The sequence below is a fragment of the Klebsiella planticola genome (assembly GCF_000783935.2).
Classification (GTDB): Bacteria; Pseudomonadota; Gammaproteobacteria; order Enterobacterales; family Enterobacteriaceae; genus Klebsiella; species Klebsiella planticola.
The window spans coordinates 3,920,549-3,944,943 of sequence record NZ_CP026047.1 but is presented as its reverse complement, the minus strand read 5'-3'; the positions used below and the strand labels follow the sequence as shown (position 1 = coordinate 3,944,943).

The following is a 24,395-nucleotide window of genomic DNA, read 5'->3' as shown; positions in this document are numbered from 1 at the left end:
CTCCCGTACCGCTCGACATCAGAATTTCAGCGCGTTAGCGATATCTTCTTCGCTTTCCTGCTCTTCAATAACCGCCTGTGCCTTATTGGAGACCGCGACGAACGGCAGGTAAACCAGCACCGACACACACAGGTTGAACAGCGCCACGCAAAGTGCGGCGATACTCCCGTTACTGTTAAAGAACGCCCCGAGGCCGGTAGGCATGGTCCACGGCGCCAGATTGGTCACCGGCGGGATAATCCCCATCGAGTAAGCAGCCAGCGTAATCGCCGCCAGAATCGGCTGAATCAGGACGAACGGGATAAACATCACCGGGTTCATGATAATCGGCAAACCAAACAGAATCGGCTCGTTAATCTGGAAGATGCCTGACGGCAGCGCCAGTTTCGCCACCTGGCGGTGATCTGCGCGGCGTGAGCCGATGAAGATGGCGATAATCAGACCCAGCGTGGCCCCGGAACCCCCCAGCAGGATATAGGAGTCGAGCATCGGCTTGGCCCAGAAGTGGAACTCTTTGCCCGCAGCGATAGCAGCTTCAACGGAACCGTACTGGTTGTACAGCGCGATGTTTTCCAGCGCCCACGGGGTCATGATGCCGTTGTCCAGTGCGGTCAGCGCCAGAGACCCGTGTACGCCGAAGAACCACAGCAGGGAGTTAAAGATAACGTAGGCCCATCCCACCACGCTGCCCATCGACGCCAGCGGTCTGGAGATGGAGTCCATGATGATCTGGTGGAAGTTGCTGCCATGGTTGGCCAACAGCCAGGAGATAATGCCGAATACGGAGAGGATCAGGAAGCCCGGGATCAGCGCTGAGAATGAGCGTGATACCGAGGACGGTACGCTGTCCGGCAGGGTAATAACCCAGTTGCGACGGATAACAAAGGTGAACATTTCCGCCACCAGCAGGCCAATAATCATGCCCGAGATAATGTTTGCCCCACCCAGCCAGTTTGCGCCGACCGCATAGGCCTCGCCCACGCTGTAAGGTGTAACGGTCATAAAGGCAGCGACCGATAACAGCCCCGCAGCCAGCGGATCGACTTTACGCTCTTCAGCCAGCGCCATGCCAATAAAGAACGGCGCCATCAGCGACATTATCCCTAACGTCCCGTTATAAACGTTGCCGCCGATAGCCTTAAAGCCATTTAACGTTTCAATGGTCGAGCCATCCAGGCGAATACCCATTGAATAGAAGAAAGACCCCTCACCAAAGCTCAGAAAAACGTTGTTGATTAATACGAACATGGCCCCCGCGAGGGTCAGCGGCATTAATTTAATAAAGCCGTTTTTAATCGCATTAATGTGCGGTTGCTTTCCTATTTTAACTGCAAAAGGAAGGAGTACCTTTTCAAGCGAGTCAATCACTTTACTCATAGCAAATACCCTTAAAAGCCGTAATCGAATCATTACGGCATAGATGTATGAAATTACTCTTTGACGGGAAAATAAACTCTCACCTTTCGCTATGCCGAAAATCAGATAATGCTTTAGCGCACTGTTGACTCAGCGAAAACCAAAAAGATATTGAGTTTTAAAATTAAATTATTGTGCAGCAGCTTTCTTAATGGCCGCAACGGCCGCTTTTAGTACACCTAACCCATCGACTTTGCCATAAAGCACAGAGTCGATAACTTCCACCGGCTTATTCGACAACAGCCGCTGAATTTCCGGAAGCATATACGCAATTTGTGGACCTAATAATACGACATCGGCTTCAGGGCCTTTTTCTCCAGCAAGTGTCTCAGGATAGGCCTCAATGATGACCGGCACTTCATATTTTTCCGCCTGTGCACGCATTTTAGAGACCAGCAGTGAAGTAGACATTCCAGCCGAGCAAAACAAATAGATGTGTTTCTTTTCCATGAGCGCTTCCTCAATTTGTGAGACCTGGCGGCTTCAGTAGCACCTTCTGTCTGAAAGCCGGCGAAGACAGGTAATCATTCAATTAGTATTGTTTATGCATTGAGTATACGGCATCGTGCGGGGCCTGGATAATTCCTGGTTAATCAAAATTGTCTCTCATTGACCTCGTGTTTTGACTACCCTCACATTTCCCCCAAATAATTCGCGCAATTAAATAAGCATTAGCCATCATAAAAAAACCCGACCAATGGTCGGGCTTTCGTAGATCTCAGCATGTTGCATTACTTGCTGTTGCGCGGGTCGGTATCGTACTCCGCACAGGTCTGGTAGCCGGAGTTCATGACGCGACCGGTATCGTCGAGGGCAACAAAGTAGGTCTCCAGTTTACCATCTCGTTGACCCAGGATATAGGTCTGACAGGTTCCGCGTGCGTGGATCATGGTGACCTCAGAAGAAGGTTTACCGGCAATCTGTAAAACCTGTGACCGGGTCATCCCTTTTTTGACATCTTTGACGACCGGTTGAGTGAACTGATCGGCGGTACGATCGTAAGCCGTACAACCTGCCAGCATGGTCAAAACTGCTGCTGCGCCCAGAAATCCTGATAAATTCTTGTTCATATTGCGTCCTCTTTTATTCTGCGTGTTAATAAGCCTGGAATAAATACCGTTATTTTTCAAGCCGAAGGTACAAAAGGGGCAAATTTAAGCTCTTTCTAATAAAAAAATCCTATGTCATTGATTGCTTTCTTTTGCACCACTCAATTCTGTGATCCTTGTCGTTTTCCCGGCAAAGAGGTAGCTTTAACCCTTACTGGCAGCCAAACAGATTCACTTTCCGGAGGGCGCGATGACGCTACAACAAGAAATTATTCAGGCGCTGGGCGCAAAGCCCCAGATCGATGCTGAGGGTGAAATTCGCCGCAGCGTGGACTTTTTGAAGTCGTACTTGCAGACCTACCCTTTTATTAAGTCACTGGTTCTGGGAATCAGCGGCGGCCAGGATTCAACCCTGACAGGCAAACTTTGTCAGCAGGCGATCAATGAACTGCGTGCCGAAACCGGCGATGAAAAGCTGCAGTTTATTGCCGTACGCCTGCCTTACGGCGTCCAGGCGGATGAGCAGGATTGCCAGGATGCGATCGCCTTCATCCAGCCGGATCGGGTGCTGACGGTGAATATTAAAGGTGCCGTACTGGCCAGCGAGCAGGCATTGCGGGAAGCCGGTATTGAGCTCAGCGACTTTGTTCGCGGCAATGAGAAAGCCCGTGAACGCATGAAAGCGCAGTACAGTATTGCCGGGATGACCCACGGCGTGGTGGTAGGCACTGACCATGCGGCTGAGGCGATTACCGGCTTCTTTACCAAGTACGGTGACGGCGGCACGGATATCAACCCTATCTTCCGTCTCAATAAGCGCCAGGGTAAGCAGCTGCTGGCGCTGCTGGGCTGCCCGGAGCATCTGTATAAGAAACTGCCGACCGCCGACCTGGAAGACGACCGCCCGTCTCTGCCGGATGAAGCTGCGCTGGGCGTGACCTACGACAATATTGATGACTATCTGGAAGGCAAAACGCTGGATGCGAGCATCGCCAGAATTATTGAAGGCTGGTATCTGAAAACCGAACATAAGCGCCGGACGCCGATCACCGTTTTCGATGACTTCTGGAAAAAATAACGCGTTCCCCGCATGTCTCTGACCCCGGCCCTCGCCGGGGTTATTTTTTGCACTTTTCGCTACCTGAACGCCCTGCTATACTGGATAAATAACCAGCATCAGGAGCCCGTGTAGTGAGAAGGCAATCTGCCCCGCGTCTGGAATTCGACGCCGCGGCTATCTATGAATATCCCGAACATCTGCGTCCGTGGGTGGAGGCACTGCCTAATCTGCCGGGCGTTTATCTGTTTCACGGCGAGAGCGATACGCTCCCGCTGTATATCGGTAAGAGCGTGAATCTCCGCAGCCGGGTGCTGTCGCATCTGCGTGCCCCTGAAGAGGCGGCCATGCTGCGTCAGGCGCGGAGCATCAGCTGGCAGCGTACCGCGGGAGAGCTGGGGGCGCTGCTGCTGGAGGCGCAGCTAATTAAAGAGCGCCAGCCGCTGTTTAATAAGCGCCTGCGGCGTAATAAGCAGCTCTGCTCGTTGCTGTTGGAAGACGCACGCCCGCAGGTGGTGTACGCCCGTGAGGTGGATTTCTCCCGCCAGAATCATCTGTATGGCCTGTTCGCAAACCGGCGGGCGGCGCTGCAGGCGCTGAAAACCCTCGCTGACGAGCATCATCTTTGCTACGGGCTGCTGGGACTGGAGACGCTCACTGCGGGGCGCGCCTGTTTCCGGCACGCGCTGGGGCGCTGCGCCGGCGCCTGCTGCGGCCGGGAAAGTCTTACCGCGCATCATGAAAGACTCCGCGCCCGGATGGCGCAGCTGCAGCTGGTGTGCTGGCCGTGGCCTGGGGCCGTCGCGCTGGAAGAGAAAGGCCCGGACCTCACCCACTATCACGTCATTCATAACTGGCTGTGGCTGGGATCGGTCGAGACGCTGGAGCAGGCGGAGACCTTAACGCGCCAGCCGGCCGGTTTTGATCATGACGGCTATAAAATTCTCTGCAAACCGCTGCTAAGCGGCCGTTTTACGCTGCATCCGCTCTCCCCTCGCTAGCACAAAAAAAACCGCCGGTCCTGCCCAATGCCTGACGGCGTATGTTGGGCAAGACCGGCGGTCTTCATTCAAAGCGCTGAGTTATTCAGCTGGTGCAGGCATTTTACCTTCTGGCGCTTTGCGATCTGTCAGATGCTTCTCAAAATTCGCATTGAACTGTTTTTTCTGTTCCGGCGTCAGAATGTTGTAAATCTTGTTCTGGGTTTCCATACGGGAAAGCGCCATCGCTTTATGCTGCGCTTCCATTTTATCGATCTGCGCTTCCGCTTTCGCTTTATCGAAGGTATCGCTGGCGATCAGCTCATGCATCGCGCGGCGTTCGTCGAGGGACGGACGTTTCATGTTCTCACGCTGGCCCTTCATGATGTCGCGGATCTGCTGTTTTTGCGCATCGGTCAGGTTCAGCCCTTTGAACATCATTTCGTGCTGGCCGCCATGCATTCCTTTATGGTGCATCATCGGTTTGCTTTCGGTCTGAGTCGCGGTGGTATCAGCAGCGTGAGCCAGGTTAGCCGCACCCAGAGCCAGTGTAGAGGCAACAAACAGAGCAGTAATCTTCTTCATATCCAGTCCTTACTTTAAGTTATTCTTACGGCGTGTTGCCGTGTTGACGAGATAAACTTTACGACGTTTATCGTCAATTAGTCAGAGCAAGAGTAAAACAATGAAAGTGTAAAAAACATTTTCTCACCAATTGTGGAGAAAATAAGGAAATTAAGGAGAGAATTGCAACAGAAAATATATAACACATTGTTTTTGATTGGTTTTGATGGATTATAAAGCAGCGAAGATTAAAAACAAAGCATTTATCCAGGAATAATCTGCAATCAGGTACCAGCGCACGAAAAAATAAGATTACGCGCACAAGATGACTATGCAAAATTAAACAGCCGCCCGAATGAGCGGCAGAATATTCGGCTAGCGGCTACGGTAAACGCTCCAGCATCAACCCGGCCCGCAGCCCGCGCGCCACAGACGGGTTAGGAAACAGAACAAACTCCTGTGCCTTTTCTACCACATAGCGGGTATCGCCATCTTCAGCAAGCAAGGTTCCGCCAGGAAAGGCGGTAAAATTGAGCGTCTGATCCGACATGTAGAGGCGAAAATTATCGCTATGACGGGTAATTTGCTGCACCACCCGATAGCGCAGCGGCGCCGGATCGGCGTCAACTACCGTCAGGTCGCCCACCAGCAAACGCATTAGCGCCCGTTGGGTGACGTTAAATTGCGCCAGATCGTTAGCGCCAAACGGTAACGCCTTACCGAGCTCCAGGGTACAGGAGAGCGCAGCAAAGCGTTCGCCGCTGAAATGGGTGAATGTCCCCGCGGGCTGCTGATGGAAGACCAGCGCCTCCAGCCCGGCGCCCCCCAGCCAACTTAAAAACCCCTCATCCCACGGGGCTTCCCGCGCCGGAAGTACGCCAAAGCGCGTATGCAGCGATCCGCGTATCGCGGTATGTAGATCGAGGTGCCAGCGGCTGCCCGTTCCGCTACCATAAAACCGCGTCAGTACCTGCTCCAGCTGACGCGCTCTGGCCGTTTCGTCGCTGACGGGAAAATGCTGCCAGCGCCCGCCAAACATCCGGTTCATATCGCTGTCCCGGTAGCGCTTATTTTCCCGCAACGCGAGCGGGTTGCCAAAGATCACCAGCAGCCGCCAGTGCAGCGGCAGCTCACCGCTAAACAGCTGCTGTAGCAGCAGATGGGTCATCTCCACCGGTGCGGTTTCATTGCCGTGGATACCCGCGGACAGAACCAGCGAACGCTCGCAGCGCGCATGCGGAGTCAGTTGCAATACCCCGCAGTCCAGCCAGTGCCAGCGAAAATGCGCCGTTTCGCCATGAAAATGGTGGGGCAAACGTCCCGCCAGAGTTAATGCCAGAAAGTCGTCCACGACGCCTCCTTGATAACGAAAACAGAGTCACAGCGACTGCTGGAACGGATAAACGGAACCCAGCTGCAGGATTTGGGTCAGCCGATCGAGAGCCTCGCGACCTTCGCTCAGCAGCTGTGGATCCGCCAGATCCGCCTGGGTGAGACGATCGCGATAGTAACGATCGACCCAGTCATTGAGGGTCACAAACAGCGCCTCGTTCATCAACACCGCCGGATTCACCGCCCGCAGCTCCTCCTCCGTCAACACCACTCGCAGGCGCAGACAGGCCGGTCCCCCGCCATTCGCCATACTTTCGCGCAGATCGTAAACCTGCAGTTCATCAATCGGGTTGTCTGCGGCCAGAAGCGTGTTCAGGTAGCGCCAGACGCCAGGATGCTCCTGCGCCTCCCGGGGGAGGATCAGCCGCATCGTTCCATCGGGCTTACTCAGCAACTGACTGTTAAACAGATAGGTCGCCACCGCCTCTTCGACCGTTACCGCGTGGGTCGGTACGATAACGGGCGTAAATCCGGCAACCTGCCCGGCAAGCTGACGCATCAGCTGCGGCTGATCGACGAACGCCTGTTCATGGCAAAACAGCACCTGGCGATTACTCACCGCAATCACATCGTTGTGAAACACCCCTTTATCAATCACCGCCGGATTCTGTCGGGCAAAAATAACCTGCCGCGGGTTAACCTGATTCAGGCGCGCAACCGCCTGACTGGCTTCCAGCGTCTGCCGTGCCGGGTAGCGCCGCGGGCTTTCCCCCTCGCCCCCCTGCTGGCGGCCGTAGACAAAAAGCTGCAGGCCCGGCGCGCCATATTCGCCGCCGAGGCGATTATGGTTCGCTGCCCCTTCATCGCCAAACAGCGCCACCTGCGGCAAGGGAGGATGGATGGCAAAACGCTGCTCATCGGGGAAGATCGCGCGCAGCAGCGCTTCGGTCGTCGGCGCTTCGCTGGCGCGGTGGAATTTATCGTTCAGATTGGCCACGGTCAGGTGAACCCGGCCATCCAGCGAATCGGCCGAGGGGGAAACCGTCGCCGCGTTAGCCACCCACATTGACGAAGCCGAGCTCACCGCCGACAGCAGGTCCGGCGCCTGACGGGACGCTTTCTCGATCACCTGCGGATCGCTGCCGCTGAATCCAAGCCGGCGCAGCAGGGAAACATTCGGCCGTTCCTGTGGCGCAATGACGGCCTGAGGATAGCCCGCATCCGCCAGCGCCTTCATCTTTTTCAGCCCCTGCTTCGCCGCCAGCTGTGGATTCGATACCCGATAGCGATGCCGTGTCGACGCCTCATTGCCAAAGGAGAGCCCGGCGTAGTGATGGGTCAGACCGGGAAGCCCGTCAAAGTTGACCTCAAAGGCTTTCATCGTCCGCCACCTCGCAGGAAGTCGAGACCGGGACTGAGGGTCTCCGGCAGCGTCAGTTCCGGCGTTTCGAGACTTGCCATCGGCCACGCGCAATAATCGGCCGCGTACCACGCTCCCGGACGGTGGTTACCGGAGGCCCCAACGCCGCCAAACGGTGCGGTGCTGGCGGCGCCGGTCAGCGGTTTGTTCCAGTTAACAATTCCGGCCCGCGCCTCCAGCAGCAGACGGTCGAATTTCTCGCGCTCGGCAGAAATCAACCCGCAGGAAAGCCCAAACCGGGTGGCATTCGCGAGGGTAATCGCCTCATCAAAATCGTCATAGCGCCAGACGCTGAGCAGCGGACCAAAAACTTCCTCATCGGCCACTTCCGCCACCGTCGTCAGCTCGATGATTCCCGGCGTCAGCAACGAGGTTCCGGCCCGCAACAGCCGCGGCTCCAGCAGCGTTTTTCCGCCTTTAGCAACGTGCCCGAGCCAGGCCTGATGAACCTTTTGCGCCGCCTGTGGCGAGATAAGCCCGCCGAGGAACGGCTGCGGCGACGCATCCCAGGCGTCGGGCACCAGTGTTTGTGACACCGTCACCAGACGTTCGAGAAACGCATCGCCCTTATCCCCGCGCTTCACTAACAGGCGACGAGCACAGGTACAGCGCTGTCCGGCGGTAATAAAGGCCGATTGAATGGTCAGATGTACCGCCGCATCAATATCCTGCGGGTCGTCGACAATCAGCGGATTGTTGCCGCCCATTTCGAGCGCGAGAATCTTTTCCGGCTGGCCGGCGAGCTGGCGGTGCAGCTGAAAGCCTGTCGCCGAGCTGCCGGTAAACAGCAGCCCGTCAATATCCGGTTGGGCGCTTAGCGCTTCGCCGGTTTCCCGTCCGCCCTGCAGCAAGTTCAGTACCCCCGGCGGCAGTCCCGCCTCGGCCCACAGCCTCACCACCGCCTCGCCGCTGTGCGGCGTCAGTTCGCTGGGCTTAAACACCAGCGTATTCCCCGCCAACAGCGCCGGCACAATATGCCCATTGGGCAGATGGCCGGGAAAATTGTATGGGCCAAACACCGCCAGCACGCCATGCGGACGATGGCGCAGCGTCGCCGAGCCGTCGCCCATAGCAGTCTGCGACTCACCGGTACGGCTATGGTAGGCCTTCAGGGAAATGGCGATTTTGTTGATCATCGCGCTGATTTCCGTTACCGCTTCCCACTGCGGCTTACCGGTTTCCGCGGCAATAACGGCGGTTAACGCTGTTTTGTTCGCTTCCAGCAGCGCGGCAAACTTTTCCACTATCGCCTGACGGACGCTGAACGGCTGTCTGGCCCACGTCGGGAAAGCCCGTCTCGCGGCACTGACCGCCAGCGCCACCTGCCCGGCGTCGGCGTCATTACCCTGCCAGAGCAGCGCCTGGCTGACCGGGTTGGTTTTTGTCCGCGCCGGTCCGTGTCCGCTCTGCCAGTCACCGTTGATCCATAAACTCATGATTTTTTCTCCTCGGGAATCAGACGCACCAGTCTCACCCGGTCGCCGACATGGCATTTCAGGGCATCCAGTTCGCGCGCACTTAACAGCAGGCGATCGGTATCCGGATCGGCGTGCACCAGCAGCGCGCGAAACTGCAGATACTGCTCGTTAGCAACCAGGCATAGCGGCCATTCCCCCGGCGCGGCCTGCCCTTCAGCTACGGTCACCAGCCGGCTTTTACGAATCGCCCGCACCCGGTCAATGTCGCACTCCAGCGTCGGCCCACCGTCGAAAATGTCGATATAGTTGCGGTAGCGAAACCCTTCTTTCTCCAGCACCGCACGTGCCGGCGCCGTTTGCGGGTGCACCTCGCCGATCACCGCGCGCGCCTCATCGGATAAAAAGTCGATATACAGCGGATGCTTCGGCATCAGGGCGGCAATAAAGGCTTTTTGCCCGGTCCCGCACAGGTAATCGGCACGGGAGAACTCCATAGCGAAAAAGCGTTTGCCGAGGCTTTCCCAGAACGGCGAATAGCCATGTTCATCAATCACGCCGCGCATCTCCGCCACGACTTTTTCATTAAAGTGCTCGCGGAACGCGGCCATAAACATGAAGCGCGATTTCGACAACAGATAGCCGTTGCCCTCTTTACGCCAGGCCGGGTCGAGAAACAGCGTGCACAGCTCGCTGCTGCCGGTGTGATCGTTGCTGAGAAACAGTGTCGGCAGCGCGTTGTAGACATTCAGCTCTTTTGAGGCATGAACCTGCGTCCCCACGCGGTAGTTGTACCAGGGATCGTTCAACCCCACCGCAACTTCGATAGCGCAAATCCCCACCACCGCGCCGCTGCTGGTCTCTTCAAGCACGAAAACATAGCCCTGTTCGCTTTTTGGCAGCTCCCCTCGCCAGGTTTGCTGCGAACGTTCAATCCGCGCCGCCAGCGTCTTTTCATCGGCAGGCAGCGATGTCAGGCCGCCGCCGGTTTCACCGGCCAGGGTCATCAGACCGGCCAGATCTTCGGCGACTACAGGACGAATCACCATCATGATGACGCTCCCGCGAGGAAGTGTTGGCAGGCCAGCTCAAAGCGATCCAGCCCGGTTTTGACCTCTTCCTCACTCACAATGAGCGCCGGAGCGAAACGCACCACGTTCGCGCCGGCAATCAGAATCATCAGCCCCTCTTCCGCCGCCTGGGTACTGATGGCTTTCGCCTTTCCGGCCCAGGCATCATTGAGGACGCAGCCGATCAGCAATCCCAGCCCCCGGATCTCCTTAAACAGGCCGTAGCGCGCGTTAATGGCGTTCAGTCGCTCGGTAAACCACTGGTGGCGCTGCTTCACGCCGTTCAGTACCGCCGGCGTATTGACGATCGACAGCACTTCGCCGGCCACCGCGCTGGCCAGCGGGTTACCGCCGTAGGTGGTACCGTGCGTCCCGACGGTCATGACGCTGGCGCAGGCTTCCGTTGCCAGCAGCGCGCCAATCGGGAAACCGCCGCCCAGCGCTTTCGCCGTCGACAGGACATCCGGCGTGACGCCATAGTGCATGTAGGCATACAGCTCGCCGGTGCGACCCACTCCGGTCTGGACTTCATCAAAAATCAACAGCGCATGGTGGGCATCGCACAGCTCACGCAGGCCGCGCAGGAAAGCCGGATCGGCGGGCACCACGCCCCCTTCGCCCTGCATCGGCTCGACAATCACCGCGCAGGTATTGTCATCGATAAGCGCCCGGGCGGATTCGAGATCGTTATAGACAGCATGCTGGATCTGCGGCGGCAGCGGGGCAAAATCCTGGGAATAGGCCGGCTGGCCGCCCGCAGAGACGGTAAACAAGGTGCGACCGTGGAAGGCATTTTTGAACGCGACGATGCCACTTTTATGGCTGCCGAAACGGTCGTGAGCATATTTGCGCGCCAGCTTCAGCGCCGCTTCGTTAGCCTCTGCGCCTGAGTTACAGAAGAAAACGCGATCGGCGAAAGTCGCATCGATCAGCTGTTTCGCCAGCCGCAGGACCGGCTCATTGGTATATCCGTTGCCGGTGTGCCAGAACTTTCCTGCTTGTTCCGTCAACGCGCGAATGAGTTGGGGGTGAGCGTGTCCCAGGGCATTCACCGCAATGCCGCCGGCAAAATCGATATACTCTTTTCCCTGCTGATCCCACAGGCGTGAACCTTCACCGCGTACCGGAATAAAAGCCGCTGGCGCGTAGACCGGCATCATCCATTCATCAAAATTGTTACGCGTAATTGACTGAGACATATCGACCTCTTCCGGTAAATAAAAAGTATGAATAATGTTAAAAATTATGGGTTATTACGCTGTAAATGTAGATTGCACGCTTCGTGCCAGCCAGAGGGGAAAATGCATAAATCAGAATCAAATAAGGAATATCAATAGGTTACGATTTCATTTTATGCACAATAAATGCATAAATAGTGAATAAATATCCTATCTGTCGGCCATAACAGTGAATAAATCAGATAGTTTATGCATCCGTAAGATATAATTCTGTATTTGTGATCCTCTACGAAATTTATTGTAGATATCCGCCCTTTTTTAGCGCAGCCTGCGCCGGAATGGTGCACGCTGGTTACGCCAGCGCCGCCAATCAGAACAACAGGCACAATAAAATGCCTTCGGGCAGCCAGCCCGGCGAATTTCTGCTACCATCCCTGCACTATTCACCTTGCACAGTGGCAGCGACTATGAAATTTCTCTCTTTTAATATCAACGGCCTGCGTGCCCGCCCCCACCAGCTGGCCGCCATCGTCGACAAACATCAGCCTGACGTCATTGGCTTACAGGAAACCAAAGTACACGACGACATGTTTCCGCTCGAAGAGGTGGCAAAGCTCGGGTACAACGTGTTCTACCACGGTCAAAAAGGGCACTACGGCGTGGCGCTGCTGACTAAAGAGACGCCTGTCGCCGTACGCCGCGGCTTCCCCAACGATGGCGAAGAGGCCCAGCGCCGCATCATCATGGCGGAAATTCCGTCCGCCTTCGGCAATGTGACGGTGATCAACGGCTACTTCCCGCAGGGCGAAAGCCGCGACCACGAAACCAAGTTCCCGGCAAAAGCGGCGTTCTACCAGAACCTGCAAAACTATCTTGATAGTGAGCTGAACAAAGATAATCCGGTGTTGATCATGGGTGATATGAACATCAGCCCAACCGACCTCGACATCGGCATTGGCGAAGAGAACCGTAAGCGCTGGCTGCGCACCGGTAAGTGCTCATTCCTGCCGGAAGAGCGGGAGTGGATGGCGCGGTTGCTGGACTGGGGTCTGGTTGACACCTGGCGTCAGGCCAACCCGGACAACCAGGATCGCTTTTCATGGTTTGACTACCGCTCCAAAGGCTTTGACGATAACCGCGGGCTGCGTATCGACCTGCTGCTGGCAAGCTCTCCGCTGGCGCAGCGCTGCGTAGAAACCGGTATTGATTACGACATTCGCGGTATGGAAAAACCGTCCGACCATGCGCCGGTCTGGGCCACCTTTAAACCGTAACGCGTTTTCTCCGTCGACTCTCCCGGCCTGACGGCCGCGGAGAGTCCGCTTATCCTGAGCAAAATCAATAAATCTGCGGTAAGACATTGTTGTAGTTCGCCATTTATTATACTGTCGCGCACGCCCTGGCGACCGGGGCGGAGGTTCACGGAACGCGGTTAAAACAGGAGACCCCCATGCAAAAGAAGCCGTCATAAAGCGGAATCTCAGCTGCTGCTGATTCTCGCCCTGCTCTGCGCCGCGGTGGCGATTATCTCCTTCTCCGGCTTTGTCGATCTGGTCACCCACTTCCGCCATCTCCAGTCGCTGATTCAACACAGCGGCCCGCTCGGCTGGACGCTCTATGTTGCCTTATTTATCGTCGCAACCCTGTGCCTGATCCCGGGCAGTATCCTGGTGATGGTCGGCGGCGTAGTCTTTGGCCCGGTATGGGGCACCCTGTTATCGCTGTGTGCGGCCACGCTGGCCTCGGCACTCTCTTTTTTGCTGGCCCGCTGGCTGGGTCGGGATCTGCTGCTGACATATGCCGGACATACCGCGACCTTTCAGGCTATTGAACGCGGTATTGCCCGCAGCGGTACTGATTTCCTGATATTTACCCGCCTGGTGCCGCTGTTTCCGTACAACATTCAAAACTATGCCTATGGCCTGACGGCCATTCCGTTCGGCTCATTTATGCTGATATCGGTCCTGACGACCCTACCGGGGCTGTTTATCTATACCCTGATGGCGAGCGAACTGGCCAGAGAGGGCATTACGTTGGGGTTTATACTGAAACTGAGCCTGGCCGGCCTCGCCTTATTTAGCCTCATTCAGGGGGCCAAAACCTTTGCCCGGCGGCGGCAGATCGATCCCGACACGCTGCAGGTTAGCCATGAAGAAAAATAACGCCCGTCTCATCTGGTATGGTCGCGCGGCGCTGGTCATCATCGCCGTCGCCGCGCTCGTCGCCTGGTGGCGTATCCCCGCCGTGAATGCGTTTATTCAGCACAGCCTGGCGGCTTTTTCCGCATTAGATCAGCACGCCATTGAGCGCTTTATTCACGCCTACGGACCGCAGGCGGCACTGGTTTCCTTTGCCTTAATGATCCTGCAGGCTGTCGTGGCGCCGCTCCCCGCCTTTCTGATCACCTTCGCCAACGCGTCATTGTTCGGCGCCTTCTGGGGCGCTGCGCTTTCCTGGACCAGCGCCATGGCCGGCGCCGCGCTGTGTTTTTTTATCGCCAGAGTGCTGGGCCGTGAAGCGGTTGAAAAGCTGACCGGAAAAACGGTGCTGCGCAGTATGGACGCCTTTTTCGACCGTTACGGCCAACAGACGGTGTTGATCTGTCGACTGCTGCCGTTTGTCCCCTTTGATCCCATCAGCTATGCGGCGGGTCTGACGTCGATTCGCTTTCGCCAGTTTATGTTTGCTACCGGCATCGGCCAGTTGCCCGCCACGCTAGTGTACTCGTGGGTGGGCAGTCAGTTAACCGGCGGGACATTCTGGTTTATTAGCGCATTATCGGTTCTGTTTGCGCTGATGCTGATTATCTTTATAGCTAAAGCCTGCTATCTCGAACGTCATAAGAGGAAATCCTGATGAGGTTGCCGCCGCTGCGCACCATCCCCCTGATCCTGCGCCCGCAGGCCTGGCTGCATCGTCGTCACTATGGCGAGGTGCTTAGCCCTATTCGCTGGTGGGGGCGTATTCCGCTGGTCTTTTATCTGGTGTCGATGTTTGTCGGCTATCTTGAACGCAAGCGTTCGCCCCTTGATCCGGTGCTGCGTGCACTGGTCAGCGCCCGCGTCGCTCAGATGTGTCTATGCGAATTTTGCGTGGACATCACCAGCATGAAACTGGCTGAACGCACCGGCAGCGACGATAAACTCCTCGCCGTTGCCAGCTGGCGCCAGAGCCCGTTGTTCAGCGAACACGAACGTCTGGCGCTGGAGTATGCCGAAGCCGCCAGCCTTACGCCGCCAACGGTCAACGATGCGCCGCGCGGCAAACTGATGGCGCGCTTTGATGCCCAGGCCCTGACCGAACTCACGGCGCTGATCGGCTTACAAAATTTGTCGGCACGGTTTAATTCCGCGATGGCGATCCCGGCGCAGGGCCTGTGCCAGATCCGCCAGCCAACCTCTTCAGAAGACGCCAAATCATAAGGAGCGGATCATGCGCTACTGTTTACTCTGGCTTGCGGCGCTGCTGTGCGCCCCGCTTGCCGCTCACGCCGACGATAGCTGGCAACAGATCGCTCGCCAGGCCCACGGACAGACGGTCTGGTTTAATGCCTGGGGCGGCGACCCGGCGGTAAATCGCTATCTCGACTGGGTCAGCGCTGAGGTGAAACGCGATTATGCTATCGACCTGCGCATTGTGCATATCGCCGATGCCGCGGATACGGTAAAGCGCCTGCAAACGGAAGCCCGTGCCGGGCGCACGCATAATGGCTCCGTCGATCTGCTGTGGGTCAACGGCGAGAACTTCCGCACCCTGAAAACCGCCGGCCTGCTGCAAACCGGATGGGCGGAGACGCTGCCAAACTGGCGCTATGTTGATACCCGCCAGCCGGTGCGTGAAGACTTCTCCCTGCCGACCGAAGGCGCAGAGTCGCCGTGGGGCAGCGCGCAGCTCACCTTTATCGCCCGACGTACGCAGACGCCGACGCCGCCTGACAGCCCGGAGGCGCTGCTGACCTTTGCCGCCGCGCATCGCGGCGAGGTCACCTATCCGCGTCCGCCGGACTTTACCGGTACCGCCTTTCTCGAACAGTTGTTGTCTGACCTGACGGAACGCCCGGACGCGCTGCGTCTCCCCCCGGACCCGCAGACGTTTGCCGCCGTCACCGCACCGCTGTGGCGCTATCTCGATAGGCTTCATCCCCTGCTGTGGCGGGAGGGGCGCGACTTCCCAACCTCGCCGGCCCGCATGGATGCCATGCTGGCGAACGGCACGCTCCGCCTGTCGCTGACGTTTAACCCGCTGCATGCCCGGCAAAAAGCGGTCAGCGGCGAGCTGCCGAAGGACAGCTATGGCTTTGGTTTTAAGCGCGGGATGCTCGGCAATGTGCACTTCGTGACCATTCCGGCCAATGCGCGCGCCCCGGCGGGCGCCAAAGTGGTGGCCAACTTCCTGCTCTCCCCGGCGGCACAGCTGCGTAAAGCCGATCCGGCGGTGTGGGGCGACCCCAGCGTGTTAAACCCGCAGAGCTTACCCAACGACCAGCGCCAGGCGCTGCAGGCGCTGACTCCACAGAACCTGCCGCCGGTACTGGCGGAACCCCACGCGGCCTGGGTTGATGCCCTGGAGCAGGAATGGCTGCGCCGTTACGGTACCCACTGATTCTGCTGGCCTGGGGAATCATGGCGCTGATTTACCTGCCCGTCTTCCCGGCCATTGCGCTCATGATCGCCCCGGCGTTCCGCCTCGCCTGCTGGCAGGCGCTGTTCGCCGATCCTCAGATTTGGCAGGCGCTGGCGGCGACCCTGATCTCCACGCTCCTCGCGCTCGGCGGCGCGCTGCTGATAAGCCTGACCCTCGTCGCCGCGCTCTGGCCTTCCCGCGGCTGGCGTCAACTGGCGGGACGCCTGCCGCTCCTGTTAGCGGTGCCTCACGTCGCCTTTGCCACCGGCGCGCTGCTCCTTTTCGCCGAAGGCGGCGGGTTGTATCGCATCTGTTCCGTTTGCTCTCCGCTGGCCGATCGCTACGGCATTGGTCTGGGGCTGACGATGGCCATCAAAGAGAGCGGATTTTTGCTGTGGGTGATCTACGGTCTTCTGAGCGAAAAGCGTCTGGCGGAGCAGGCCACGGTCCTGAAAAGCCAGGGATACGGCCGCTGGCAGTGTCTGAACTGGCTGATATTGCCGACGCTGTTGCCTTCACTGGCTATCGTTCTGGTGGCCACCGCCGCGTGGAGCCTGTCGACGGTGGATGTCGCGCTGGTGATCGGGCCGGGCAACCCGCCTACGCTTGCCGTACTCGCCTGGCAATGGTTAAACCAGGGGGATGATATGCAGCAGGCGAAAGGCGCCCTCGCCAGCCTGCTGTTACTGCTCATACTCGGAGGGTTGCTGGTTTGCGCCTGGGGTGGATGGCGTCTCTGGCAGCGACAGATCCCTGACCTGCGAGGTATTCGTCGTCCGCAGCCGCGCGCCCTCGCCGGACGGCTGCTGGCAATCGGCCTGCCGTTGAGCGGTCTGCTTTGCGCGCTGTTGCTGGCGGCGCTGGCGCAGAGCGCCTCTGCGCTAAACGATAGCCTGGCGAACAGCCTGGGGCTGGCGCTTCTCGCCTGCCTGGCGGGGGCGCTTATCTGCCTGCTGTGGCTGGAGTGCGGCCCTTCCCGCGGCGATGGCTGGGTCTGGCTACCGCTGGTTCTGCCCGCACTGCCGCTGGCCGACGGCCAGTATCAACTGGCGCTGTATACCTGGCAGGATGGGCAATTTGCCACCGTCTTGTGGGGCCATCTGCTGTGGGTAGTGCCGTGGATGCTGTTTGTTCTGCGTCCGGCGTGGCGTCACCGCGATCCGCGTCTGGAACTGGTAGCGCGAACCCTTGGCTGGGGGCGCTGGCAAAGAGTCTGGCGGGTAAAACTACCGATGCTGGTACGCCCGCTGCTGATGGCGCTGGCCGTCGGCTTCTCGGTCAGCATTGCCCAGTATCTGCCCACCCTGTGGCTGGGGGCTGGGCGGACGCCGACATTAACCAGCGAAGCCGTGGCGCTCAGCAGCGGCGGCGATACCTCAACGCTCGCCGCGCAGGCATTATGGCAACTGCTGCTGCCGGCGATTGTCTTTTCCCTGACCGCCCTGCTGGCCTGGCTGGCAGGCCGCTATCGACGAGGATTACGCTAGTGCTCACCGTAAACAACCTGACCCTGACGCTGCATCATCGTCCCCTGCTGCAGGAAATCGCATTTTCCGTCTCGCCGGGAGAAGTGCTGACGCTGATGGGGCCATCCGGCAGCGGCAAATCCACGCTTTTCGCCTGGATGATTGGCGCGCTGGAGGCCCCTTTTCATGCCAGCGGCGAGCTGTGGCTCAACAACGAACGCTGCGATGAACGCCCCACTGAGCGGCGGCGGATTGGGATTTTGTTTCAGGATGCGCTGCTGTTTGACCATTTCAGCGTCGGGCAAAACCTGCTGCTGGCGCTGCCGGCAGACATCCGCGGCGCGGAGCGCAAAATTCAGGTGCAGCAGGCGCTGGAACGGGCCGGACTGGCCGGGTTCAGTTCCCGCGATCCGGCGACACTCTCCGGCGGCCAGCGCGCCCGCGTCAGCCTGCTCCGCGCGCTGCTGGCGCGCCCGCTGGCACTGCTGCTGGATGAGCCGTTTAATCGCCTGGATGCCGAACTACGCGCCGGTTTTCGCCGCTGGGTATTTGATGAGCTGGCGCGCCTCGCCATTCCGGCGGTGCTGGTGACTCACGACAGTGACGATATTCCCGACCGCGGCCGCTGTCTGAATATGCGCAACTGGCAATGAAAACCCTGCTAACCTGCGTTATCGCAAAGAATTCCCGCCGGGAGCAGCGGAAAATGTGCGCTCAATTTTCTCTTGTCGGGCATTTCGATGAAACGTGTTTCTCAATTGACCGCACTCGCCCTGCTGATCGGGCTTGCTGCTTCCACCTCCTTCGCCGCTGAAACCATGCCAACGCTGACGCTCTCCACGCTCCAGGGCCAGCACGGTATCGCGATTGATACCCGCCCGAGCGCGTTCTACAACGGCTGGCCCCAACAGGCCAACGGCCCGCAGGGTCACGAACCGCAGGCGCTGAATCTCTCCGCCAGCTGGCTCAGCGCCATGAACGATGAACAGCTTAGCGCGTGGGCCAGACAGCATCAGCTGCAGGCCGAGACTCCCGTCGCGCTGTACGGCAGCGAGACAGACAACGCGAAAGTCGCCTCGCGCCTGCAGGCCGTAGGGTTTACCCATCTCAGTACCCTAAGCGATGCGCTGAGTCAGCCCGATCGCCTGCAAAAGCTGCCGCACTTTGAGCAACTGGTTTACCCGCAGTGGCTGCACGATCTGCAGCAGGGTAAAACGGTAGCCGCCGCACCGGCCGGACAGTGGAAAGTGATTGAAGCGGCCTGGGGCGCGCCAAAATTCTATCTGCTGAATCATATTCCCGGCGCCGGATATATCGACACCAACGAGGTCGAAAGCGAACCGCTGTGGAATAAGGTCTCCGATGCGCAGCTGAAAGCGCTGCTGGCGAAACAGGGTATTCGTCATGACACCACGGTGATTCTCTACGGCCGCGACGTCTACGCCGCCGCCCGCGTGGCGCAGATTCTGCTGTATGCCGGGGTGAAAGATGTGCGTCTGCTCGACGGCGGCTGGAAAAGCTGGTCCGATGCCGGTCTGCCGGTCGAACGCGGCATGCCGCCGGAACAAAAACCGGCGCCAGACTTCGGCGCGCCGATCCCCGGTCAGCCGCAGCTGATGCTGAACATGGAGCAGGCGCGCGCGCTGCTCCATCGTCAGGATGCGTCGCTGGTCAGTATCCGTTCGTGGCCGGAGTTTATCGGCACCACCAGCGGCTATAGCTATATCAAGCCCAAAGGCGAGATTGCCGGCGCCCGCTGGGGGCATGCCGGGAGCGACTCCACCCATATGGAAGACTTCCACAACCCGGACGGCACCATGCGCAGCGCGGAGGATATAACCGCCATGTGGCGACAGTGGAATATTCGTCCCGATCAGCAGGTGTCGTTCTACTGCGGCACCGGCTGGCGCGCCTCAGAGACCTTTATGTACGCCCGCGCGATGGGCTGGAAAAATGTCTCGGTGTACGATGGCGGCTGGTACGAATGGAGCAGCGATCCGAAAAACCCGGTGCAGACCGGCGTGCGCGGTCCGGATAGCAGCCAGTAACCGTGTTATACCTGACGCTGAAGCTGCTTCAGCGTCAGGTAGCCGCTGTAAATACGGGTGGCGGTGGTCAGCCAGCACAGTGCGCCGAACAGCCACGCCAGCCAGGCGAAATGCGCGGGAAACAGGCAGCACAGCACGAACAGCAGGATGGTTTCACTCCCCTCCGTCAATCCCCCGAGATAGTAAAACGATTTATGAGCGTAGCCCGGGTTGGCTATCTGATGTTTGGCCGCCAGCGCGGCAAAGGCGAGAAAACTGCTGCCGGTTCCGATAAAAGAAAAAAGCAGCCAGCCTCCGGCCACGGCGTTTTGCGCCGGATCGGCGATAATAAACCCGAACGGTACCAGGGCATAAAACAGAAAATCGAGGGAAATATCGAGAAATCCCCCCGCGTCGCTCAACCCGCGGCGACGCGCCAGCGCGCCATCTAACCCATCGAGAAGCCGGTTCACTACAATCGCCGCCAGCGCCGCCCCGTACCAACGAAGTCCCAGAAACGGCAGCGCCAGAACGCCAATGGCGAAGCCCGTCAGGGTCACGCCGTCGGCTGAGACGCCGAGGCGATCCAGCCGCGCGGCGCAAACATTGAGCAAGGGTTTCAGGCGAGGATGCAGATGACTATCGAGCACAACATATCTCCGATGGGCTAAAGGTTGTCTGGCAAAGACAAAGGCGGTGATAATAGGCCATTATCCTGCCCGGAACGATGATTCAGATGCAAAAAACGCTTGATGTTGTAGCCGCCATTATTGAACAGGATGGCAAAATTCTGCTGGCGCAGCGCCCACCCCACGCCGATCAGCCCGGCCTGTGGGAATTTGCCGGCGGCAAAGTGGAACCCGGCGAGAGCCAACCGCAGGCGCTTATCCGTGAGCTGCAGGAAGAACTTGGTATCACGGCGGAGGTTGAGCGCTATATCGCCAGCCATCAACGGGAGGTCTCCGGCCGCCTGATTCACCTGCACGCCTGGTGGGTGGCGCGCTTTAGCGGCCTTCCCACCGCCCACTATCACCGCCAGCTGCGCTGGTGCACGCCGCAAGAGGCCCTCGCCTTCGACCTTGCTCCGGCAGATATTCCGCTGCTGAACGCATTTATTGCCCAACGCACCGCCGATCTTCCCCGTTAATTCCCTGCCACTGGCGTCATCGTTTTTAGTTATGACTGACGCCAGATTATAAATTTTCCTGTCTGGATAATTTTTCCTTGCTTGCCTGATGATTGCCGGTGTTATAGTCGGAAAATCGGTCTTTTCAAGGGCCGAATAATAAAAAAAGAGATACAAAATCATTCAGATTGCATCGGGCGGCCGCAGAAGCGCTCCCAAAGCGGGCAGCGAGGCAATCTGTAACGTGACGCGTATACATGCAACCACAACCATAAGGGGAAATTATATCTATGGATCAGATGTGCACTCTGGAAAGCTTTCTCACCCGCGTTCAACAGCGCGACCCGCATCAAACCGAATTTGCTCAGGCCGTCCGTGAAGTTATGACCACGCTGTGGCCTTTCCTTGAGGAAAACCCGCGCTATCGCCAGCTCTCTTTGCTGGAACGTCTGGTTGAACCAGAGCGTGCTATTCAGTTCCGCGTCGTCTGGGTCGACGACCGTAATCAGGTTCAGGTTAACCGCGCGTGGCGCGTACAGTTCAACTCGGCAATTGGTCCGTATAAAGGCGGCATGCGTTTCCACCCATCGGTTAACCTGTCGATTCTCAAGTTCCTCGGCTTTGAACAGACCTTTAAAAACGCCCTCACTACGTTGCCAATGGGCGGCGGAAAAGGCGGCAGCGACTTCGATCCGAAAGGTAAGAGTGACGGTGAAGTGATGCGCTTCTGTCAGGCGCTGATGACCGAACTGTATCGCCATTTGGGCCCGGACACCGACGTTCCGGCAGGCGATATTGGCGTGGGCGGCCGTGAAGTCGGCTTTATGGCCGGGATGATGCGTAAACTCTCCAACAACAGCGCCTGCGTGTTCACCGGTAAAGGGCTCTCCTTCGGTGGCAGTCTGATTCGTCCGGAAGCGACCGGCTACGGTCTGGTGTACTTCACCGACGCGATGCTCAAGCGTCACGGCCTGGGCTTCGAAGGGATGCGGGTGGCGGTTTCCGGTTCCGGTAACGTGGCGCAATATGCTATCGAAAAAGCGATGGCCCTCGGCGCCCGCGTGATCACCGCCTCTGACTCCAGCGGCACCGTTGTCGATGAAGCCGGCTTTACCCCGGAAAAACTGGCCCGTCTGTGCGAAATCAAAGCCAGCCGCGACGGCCGCGTTGTCGACTACGCCCGCGAGTATGGTCTGACCTACCTCGAAGGCAAACAGCCGTGGTCCGTTCCTGTGGATATCGCGCTGCCTTGCGCCACGCAAAACGAACTGGATGTCGATGCGGCGCGCCTGCTGATCGCTAACGGCGTGAAGGCCGTTGCCGAAGGCGCTAACATGCCGACCACCATCGCCGCCACCGATCTGTTCCTCGAAGCGGGCGTGCTGTTCGCGCCGGGCAAAGCTGCGAACGCCGGCGGCGTCGCCACTTCCGGCCTCGAAATGGCGCAGAACGCAGCCCGTATGAGCTGGAAGGCCGAGAAGGTCGACGCCCGCCTGCACCACATCATGCTGGATATTCACCACGCTTGCGTTGAATACGGCGGCGAAGCGCAGCAGACCAACTACGTCCGCGGCGCCAATATCGCCGGTTTTGTCAAAGTGGCCGATGCTATGCTGGCGCAGGGCGTCATTTAAGACGTCGTGGTTCTCTGCCGCCGTCCCTTAACCCCCGGGGATGAGCGGCAACCATAAAAAAACCCGGAAGACCGGGGTTTTTTTATGAGTTTTCCGTGGCGGAATCCGCGGCGGGCTTCTTGTCTTTCGTTTTCGCTTTGCTTTTACCTTTGCTAAAACTCTTTTTACCGCCGCCCGGGGCGACAATGCCGCGGAACTGACGCACCGGCGTACTCCTGGCCTGCTCAATCAGCTGATAAAGCGTGCCGACCAGCGGCTGCATAAAGTCCTGATAACGGCACTGCTTCTCGCTGATTTGCGTCAGTACCGACTCCCAGTGAGCGGTCATATCCGGCCGCGCAGCCATCTCCGGCAGGGAGTGAATCAGCGCGCGTCCGGCATCGGAGGAGTGAATATAGCGTCCCTTTTTAACTAAAAAGCCCCGCTTAAACAGCAGCTCGATGATCCCGGCGCGGGTCGCTTCCGTACCCAGACCGTCAGTCGCACGCAGAATCTTTTTCAGTTCTTTATCCTGCACAAAACGGGCAATCCCGGTCATCGCCGACAGCAGCGTTGCATCGGTAAAATAGCGCGGCGGCTGAGTTTGCCGCTCCACCACCTCGCCCTTTTCACACAATAGCTCGTCGTCTTTTGCCACGACCGGCAGCGGGGTACCGTCGTTCTCTTCATCCCGCTCTTTGTTACCCAGCAGCGCGCGCCAGCCGGCTTCGGCGAGGAAACGCGCTTTGGCGACAAATTTGCCATTGGCAATATCAAGATCGATCTGACACTTGCGGAACACCGCATCCGGGCAGAACTGCATCAGATACTGGCGCGCAATCAGGCTATACACCTTCTGTTCGTTATCGGACAGTTTCACCTGACTGCTGCGGGCGGTCGGGATGATCGCATGGTGCGCATCAACTTTTTTATCGTCCCAGCAGCGGTTGCGGATTTCCGGATCAACCGCCGGCTGCGGCAACAGATCCGCCGCATGAACCCCGATGGCATTAAGAACCGCATGCCGACCGGCAAAATGCTCTTCCGGCAGATAGCGGCTGTCCGAACGCGGATAGGTAATCAGTTTGTGGGTTTCATACAGTTTCTGGCAGATATCCAGAACGTTTTGCGCGCTAAAGCCAAAGCGCTTCGCCGCCTCAATCTGCAGCGTCGAAAGCGAAAACGGCAGCGGCGCCGGCTCCGAATCTCGCTTATCGTTGTAGGCGGTCACCCGCGCTGGCTGGCCCGCAATGCGCGCCACCACGTGTTCGGCCAGCGGACGATGCAGCAGACGCCCCTCTTCATCCTGATACGGTTCGCAGGCATCGCTCGGCACCCAGGTGGCGACGAAACGCTCATCCTTCGGCGTCACGATATGCGCCTTGACGTCAAAGAAATCTTTGGCGACAAAGTTCTCAATCTCTTCGTCACGCCGCACTACCAGCCCCAGCACCGGCGTCTGCACCCGCCCGACCGACAGTACGCCCTGGTAACCGGCATTGCGGCCGAGCAGCGTATAGGCGCGGGTCATATTAATCCCGTAGAGCCAGTCAGCGCGGGCGCGGGCCAGAGCCGAAACGCATAGCGGAATAAACTCGCTGTTAGCGCGCAGGCGAGATATCGCCCGCTCCACCGCCTGCGGGTTGAGATCGTTAATCAGGCAGCGCTGAACCTGCTGGCGCTTTTCCGGCGCCAGCTGCAGATAGTCGAGAACTTCGTCGACCAGCAGCTGTCCCTCTCTGTCCGGGTCACCGGCGTGAATCACCTCCTGCGCATCGCCCAGCAGACGCTTGATGACGTTGAGCTGTTTGGTCACCGACGGTTTTGGCTGCAGCTGCCACTTTTCCGGCACAATAGGCAGGTCGAGCAGATTCCAGCGCGCATAGCGCCCGTCATAGACGTCCGGCTGAGCCTGCTCGAGCAAATGGCCGATACACCAGGTGACCACCTGCCCGTTACCGCACTCAATATAACCATCACCTTTGCGATGCGGTTTGGGGAGCACGTCGGCGATGGCGCGACCGAGACTGGGTTTTTCCGCAATAAACAACCGCATGTA

Annotated in this window: 23 protein-coding genes; 12 read left to right on the top strand and 11 right to left on the bottom strand. The window is 58.3% G+C overall.

Annotation, left to right across the window (positions count from 1 at the left end; translation table 11 throughout):
• Window positions 1-18 precede the first annotated feature (18 nt).
• The 3 genes from chbC to osmE all read right to left on the bottom strand — a co-directional run bounded on the left by chbC (window position 19) and on the right by osmE (window position 2,486).
• Complete coding sequence (gene chbC, locus MC50_RS19020; RefSeq protein WP_032688158.1) at window positions 19-1,377, bottom strand: PTS N,N'-diacetylchitobiose transporter subunit IIC; 1,359 nt, start codon at window positions 1,375-1,377, stop codon at window positions 19-21.
• A 168-nt stretch (window positions 1,378-1,545) separates the two neighbouring features.
• The gene (chbB, locus tag MC50_RS19015) at window positions 1,546-1,866 is read right to left on the bottom strand and encodes a PTS N,N'-diacetylchitobiose transporter subunit IIB (protein WP_032688160.1); all 321 of its coding nucleotides are present in this window, start codon (window positions 1,864-1,866) and stop codon (window positions 1,546-1,548) included.
• A gap of 281 nt (window positions 1,867-2,147) precedes the next feature.
• Window positions 2,148-2,486 carry an osmotically-inducible lipoprotein OsmE gene (osmE, locus tag MC50_RS19010; protein WP_032688164.1) on the bottom strand — a complete coding sequence of 113 codons (339 nt, stop codon included), beginning with the start codon at window positions 2,484-2,486 and terminating at the stop codon, window positions 2,148-2,150.
• 229 nt (window positions 2,487-2,715) lie between these two features.
• On the opposite strand from osmE, the gene nadE reads away from it, so the two are divergent.
• Window positions 2,716-3,543, top strand: a complete 828-nt coding sequence (gene nadE, locus MC50_RS19005) for an ammonia-dependent NAD(+) synthetase (RefSeq protein WP_004860911.1) — start codon at window positions 2,716-2,718, stop codon at window positions 3,541-3,543.
• 113 nt (window positions 3,544-3,656) lie between these two features.
• Entirely contained in the window at window positions 3,657-4,523 is an 867-nt protein-coding gene (cho, locus tag MC50_RS19000) for an excinuclease Cho (RefSeq protein ID WP_032688166.1), read from the top strand.
• An 81-nt stretch (window positions 4,524-4,604) separates the two neighbouring features.
• On the opposite strand, the gene spy is transcribed toward cho, so the two are convergent.
• From spy to astC, 6 genes are all read right to left on the bottom strand, one after another.
• Window positions 4,605-5,087, bottom strand: a complete 483-nt coding sequence (gene spy / locus MC50_RS18995) for an ATP-independent periplasmic protein-refolding chaperone Spy (protein ID WP_032688167.1) — start codon at window positions 5,085-5,087, stop codon at window positions 4,605-4,607.
• A gap of 361 nt (window positions 5,088-5,448) precedes the next feature.
• On the bottom strand, window positions 5,449-6,417 hold the full coding sequence (gene astE, locus MC50_RS18990; RefSeq protein ID WP_047664719.1) for a succinylglutamate desuccinylase: 969 nt from the start codon (window positions 6,415-6,417) through the stop codon (window positions 5,449-5,451).
• A 27-nt stretch (window positions 6,418-6,444) separates the two neighbouring features.
• Window positions 6,445-7,779, bottom strand: coding sequence for an N-succinylarginine dihydrolase (gene astB, locus MC50_RS18985; protein WP_102990894.1), 1,335 nt, complete (start codon window positions 7,777-7,779; stop codon window positions 6,445-6,447).
• Window positions 7,776-9,254: a succinylglutamate-semialdehyde dehydrogenase gene (astD, locus tag MC50_RS18980; protein ID WP_046852716.1), complete on the bottom strand. Its 1,479-nt coding sequence runs from the start codon at window positions 9,252-9,254 to the stop codon at window positions 7,776-7,778. The genes astB and astD overlap by 4 nt, the downstream gene beginning before the upstream one ends.
• Window positions 9,251-10,285 (bottom strand): arginine N-succinyltransferase, encoded by a 1,035-nt coding sequence (astA, locus tag MC50_RS18975; RefSeq protein ID WP_047664718.1) that lies wholly within the window; start codon window positions 10,283-10,285, stop codon window positions 9,251-9,253. Before astA ends, astD begins: the two co-directional genes overlap by 4 nt.
• On the bottom strand, window positions 10,282-11,502 hold the full coding sequence (astC, locus tag MC50_RS18970) for a succinylornithine/acetylornithine transaminase (protein ID WP_004860887.1): 1,221 nt from the start codon (window positions 11,500-11,502) through the stop codon (window positions 10,282-10,284). Before astC ends, astA begins: the two co-directional genes overlap by 4 nt.
• Window positions 11,503-11,948: 446 nt before the next feature.
• Here astC and xthA point away from each other — a divergent pair, with 446 nt between their 5' ends.
• The 8 genes from xthA (at window position 11,949) to MC50_RS18930 (ending at window position 19,618) form a co-directional block, all read left to right on the top strand.
• Complete coding sequence (xthA, locus tag MC50_RS18965; protein WP_032688177.1) at window positions 11,949-12,755, top strand: exodeoxyribonuclease III; 807 nt, start codon at window positions 11,949-11,951, stop codon at window positions 12,753-12,755.
• Between the two features lie 249 nt (window positions 12,756-13,004).
• A complete protein-coding gene (locus tag MC50_RS18960; RefSeq protein ID WP_032688356.1) occupies window positions 13,005-13,643 on the top strand; it encodes a TVP38/TMEM64 family protein in 639 nt (212 codons plus the stop codon).
• Window positions 13,630-14,337, top strand: coding sequence for a TVP38/TMEM64 family protein (locus MC50_RS18955; RefSeq protein WP_032688178.1), 708 nt, complete (start codon window positions 13,630-13,632; stop codon window positions 14,335-14,337). The genes MC50_RS18960 and MC50_RS18955 overlap by 14 nt, the downstream gene beginning before the upstream one ends.
• Complete coding sequence (locus MC50_RS18950) at window positions 14,337-14,903, top strand: carboxymuconolactone decarboxylase family protein (RefSeq protein WP_047664716.1); 567 nt, start codon at window positions 14,337-14,339, stop codon at window positions 14,901-14,903. The genes MC50_RS18955 and MC50_RS18950 overlap by 1 nt, the downstream gene beginning before the upstream one ends.
• 10 nt (window positions 14,904-14,913) lie before the next feature.
• Window positions 14,914-16,083 (top strand): ABC transporter substrate-binding protein, encoded by a 1,170-nt coding sequence (locus tag MC50_RS18945; protein WP_047664714.1) that lies wholly within the window; start codon window positions 14,914-14,916, stop codon window positions 16,081-16,083.
• A complete protein-coding gene (locus tag MC50_RS18940; RefSeq protein WP_032688184.1) occupies window positions 16,056-17,591 on the top strand; it encodes an ABC transporter permease subunit in 1,536 nt (511 codons plus the stop codon). Before MC50_RS18945 ends, MC50_RS18940 begins: the two co-directional genes overlap by 28 nt.
• Window positions 17,591-18,223: an ATP-binding cassette domain-containing protein gene (locus MC50_RS18935; protein WP_046852721.1), complete on the top strand. Its 633-nt coding sequence runs from the start codon at window positions 17,591-17,593 to the stop codon at window positions 18,221-18,223. Before MC50_RS18940 ends, MC50_RS18935 begins: the two co-directional genes overlap by 1 nt.
• An 87-nt stretch (window positions 18,224-18,310) precedes the next feature.
• Window positions 18,311-19,618 carry a sulfurtransferase gene (locus tag MC50_RS18930; RefSeq protein ID WP_047664712.1) on the top strand — a complete coding sequence of 436 codons (1,308 nt, stop codon included), beginning with the start codon at window positions 18,311-18,313 and terminating at the stop codon, window positions 19,616-19,618.
• 5 nt (window positions 19,619-19,623) lie between these two features.
• On the opposite strand, the gene MC50_RS18925 is transcribed toward MC50_RS18930, so the two are convergent.
• A complete protein-coding gene (locus tag MC50_RS18925; protein WP_046852723.1) occupies window positions 19,624-20,247 on the bottom strand; it encodes a CDP-alcohol phosphatidyltransferase family protein in 624 nt (207 codons plus the stop codon).
• Between the two features lie 86 nt (window positions 20,248-20,333).
• On the opposite strand from MC50_RS18925, the gene MC50_RS18920 reads away from it, so the two are divergent.
• Together MC50_RS18920 and gdhA are read left to right on the top strand one after the other, a co-directional pair.
• The gene (locus MC50_RS18920; RefSeq protein ID WP_047665518.1) at window positions 20,334-20,744 is read left to right on the top strand and encodes a pyrimidine (deoxy)nucleoside triphosphate diphosphatase; all 411 of its coding nucleotides are present in this window, start codon (window positions 20,334-20,336) and stop codon (window positions 20,742-20,744) included.
• 269 nt (window positions 20,745-21,013) lie between these two features.
• On the top strand, window positions 21,014-22,357 hold the full coding sequence (gene gdhA, locus MC50_RS18915; protein WP_047664710.1) for an NADP-specific glutamate dehydrogenase: 1,344 nt from the start codon (window positions 21,014-21,016) through the stop codon (window positions 22,355-22,357).
• Window positions 22,358-22,439: 82 nt separating this feature from the next.
• Here the strand turns inward: gdhA and MC50_RS18910 are convergent, their stop codons facing one another.
• The gene (locus MC50_RS18910) at window positions 22,440-24,392 is read right to left on the bottom strand and encodes a DNA topoisomerase III (RefSeq protein WP_032688194.1); all 1,953 of its coding nucleotides are present in this window, start codon (window positions 24,390-24,392) and stop codon (window positions 22,440-22,442) included.
• Window positions 24,393-24,395: the final 3 nt, after the last annotated feature.

Excerpts from the sequence above, each read along its gene's own strand:
- chbC (WP_032688158.1), bottom strand. The coding sequence starts at position 1,377 with ATGAGTAAAGTGATTGACTCGCTTGAAAAGGTACTCCTTCCTTTTGCA.
- chbB (WP_032688160.1), bottom strand. The coding sequence starts at position 1,866 with ATGGAAAAGAAACACATCTATTTGTTTTGCTCGGCTGGAATGTCTACT.
- osmE (WP_032688164.1), bottom strand. The coding sequence starts at position 2,486 with ATGAACAAGAATTTATCAGGATTTCTGGGCGCAGCAGCAGTTTTGACC.
- nadE (WP_004860911.1), top strand. The coding sequence starts at position 2,716 with ATGACGCTACAACAAGAAATTATTCAGGCGCTGGGCGCAAAGCCCCAG.
- spy (WP_032688167.1), bottom strand. The coding sequence starts at position 5,087 with ATGAAGAAGATTACTGCTCTGTTTGTTGCCTCTACACTGGCTCTGGGT.
- astB (WP_102990894.1), bottom strand. The coding sequence starts at position 7,779 with ATGAAAGCCTTTGAGGTCAACTTTGACGGGCTTCCCGGTCTGACCCAT.
- astD (WP_046852716.1), bottom strand. The coding sequence starts at position 9,254 with ATGAGTTTATGGATCAACGGTGACTGGCAGAGCGGACACGGACCGGCG.
- astA (WP_047664718.1), bottom strand. The coding sequence starts at position 10,285 with ATGATGGTGATTCGTCCTGTAGTCGCCGAAGATCTGGCCGGTCTGATG.
- astC (WP_004860887.1), bottom strand. The coding sequence starts at position 11,502 with ATGTCTCAGTCAATTACGCGTAACAATTTTGATGAATGGATGATGCCG.
- xthA (WP_032688177.1), top strand. The coding sequence starts at position 11,949 with ATGAAATTTCTCTCTTTTAATATCAACGGCCTGCGTGCCCGCCCCCAC.
- MC50_RS18955 (WP_032688178.1), top strand. The coding sequence starts at position 13,630 with ATGAAGAAAAATAACGCCCGTCTCATCTGGTATGGTCGCGCGGCGCTG.
- MC50_RS18950 (WP_047664716.1), top strand. The coding sequence starts at position 14,337 with ATGAGGTTGCCGCCGCTGCGCACCATCCCCCTGATCCTGCGCCCGCAG.
- MC50_RS18945 (WP_047664714.1), top strand. The coding sequence starts at position 14,914 with ATGCGCTACTGTTTACTCTGGCTTGCGGCGCTGCTGTGCGCCCCGCTT.
- MC50_RS18940 (WP_032688184.1), top strand. The coding sequence starts at position 16,056 with ATGGCTGCGCCGTTACGGTACCCACTGATTCTGCTGGCCTGGGGAATC.
- MC50_RS18930 (WP_047664712.1), top strand. The coding sequence starts at position 18,311 with ATGAAACGTGTTTCTCAATTGACCGCACTCGCCCTGCTGATCGGGCTT.
- MC50_RS18920 (WP_047665518.1), top strand. The coding sequence starts at position 20,334 with ATGCAAAAAACGCTTGATGTTGTAGCCGCCATTATTGAACAGGATGGC.
- gdhA (WP_047664710.1), top strand. The coding sequence starts at position 21,014 with ATGGATCAGATGTGCACTCTGGAAAGCTTTCTCACCCGCGTTCAACAG.
- MC50_RS18910 (WP_032688194.1), bottom strand. The coding sequence starts at position 24,392 with ATGCGGTTGTTTATTGCGGAAAAACCCAGTCTCGGTCGCGCCATCGCC.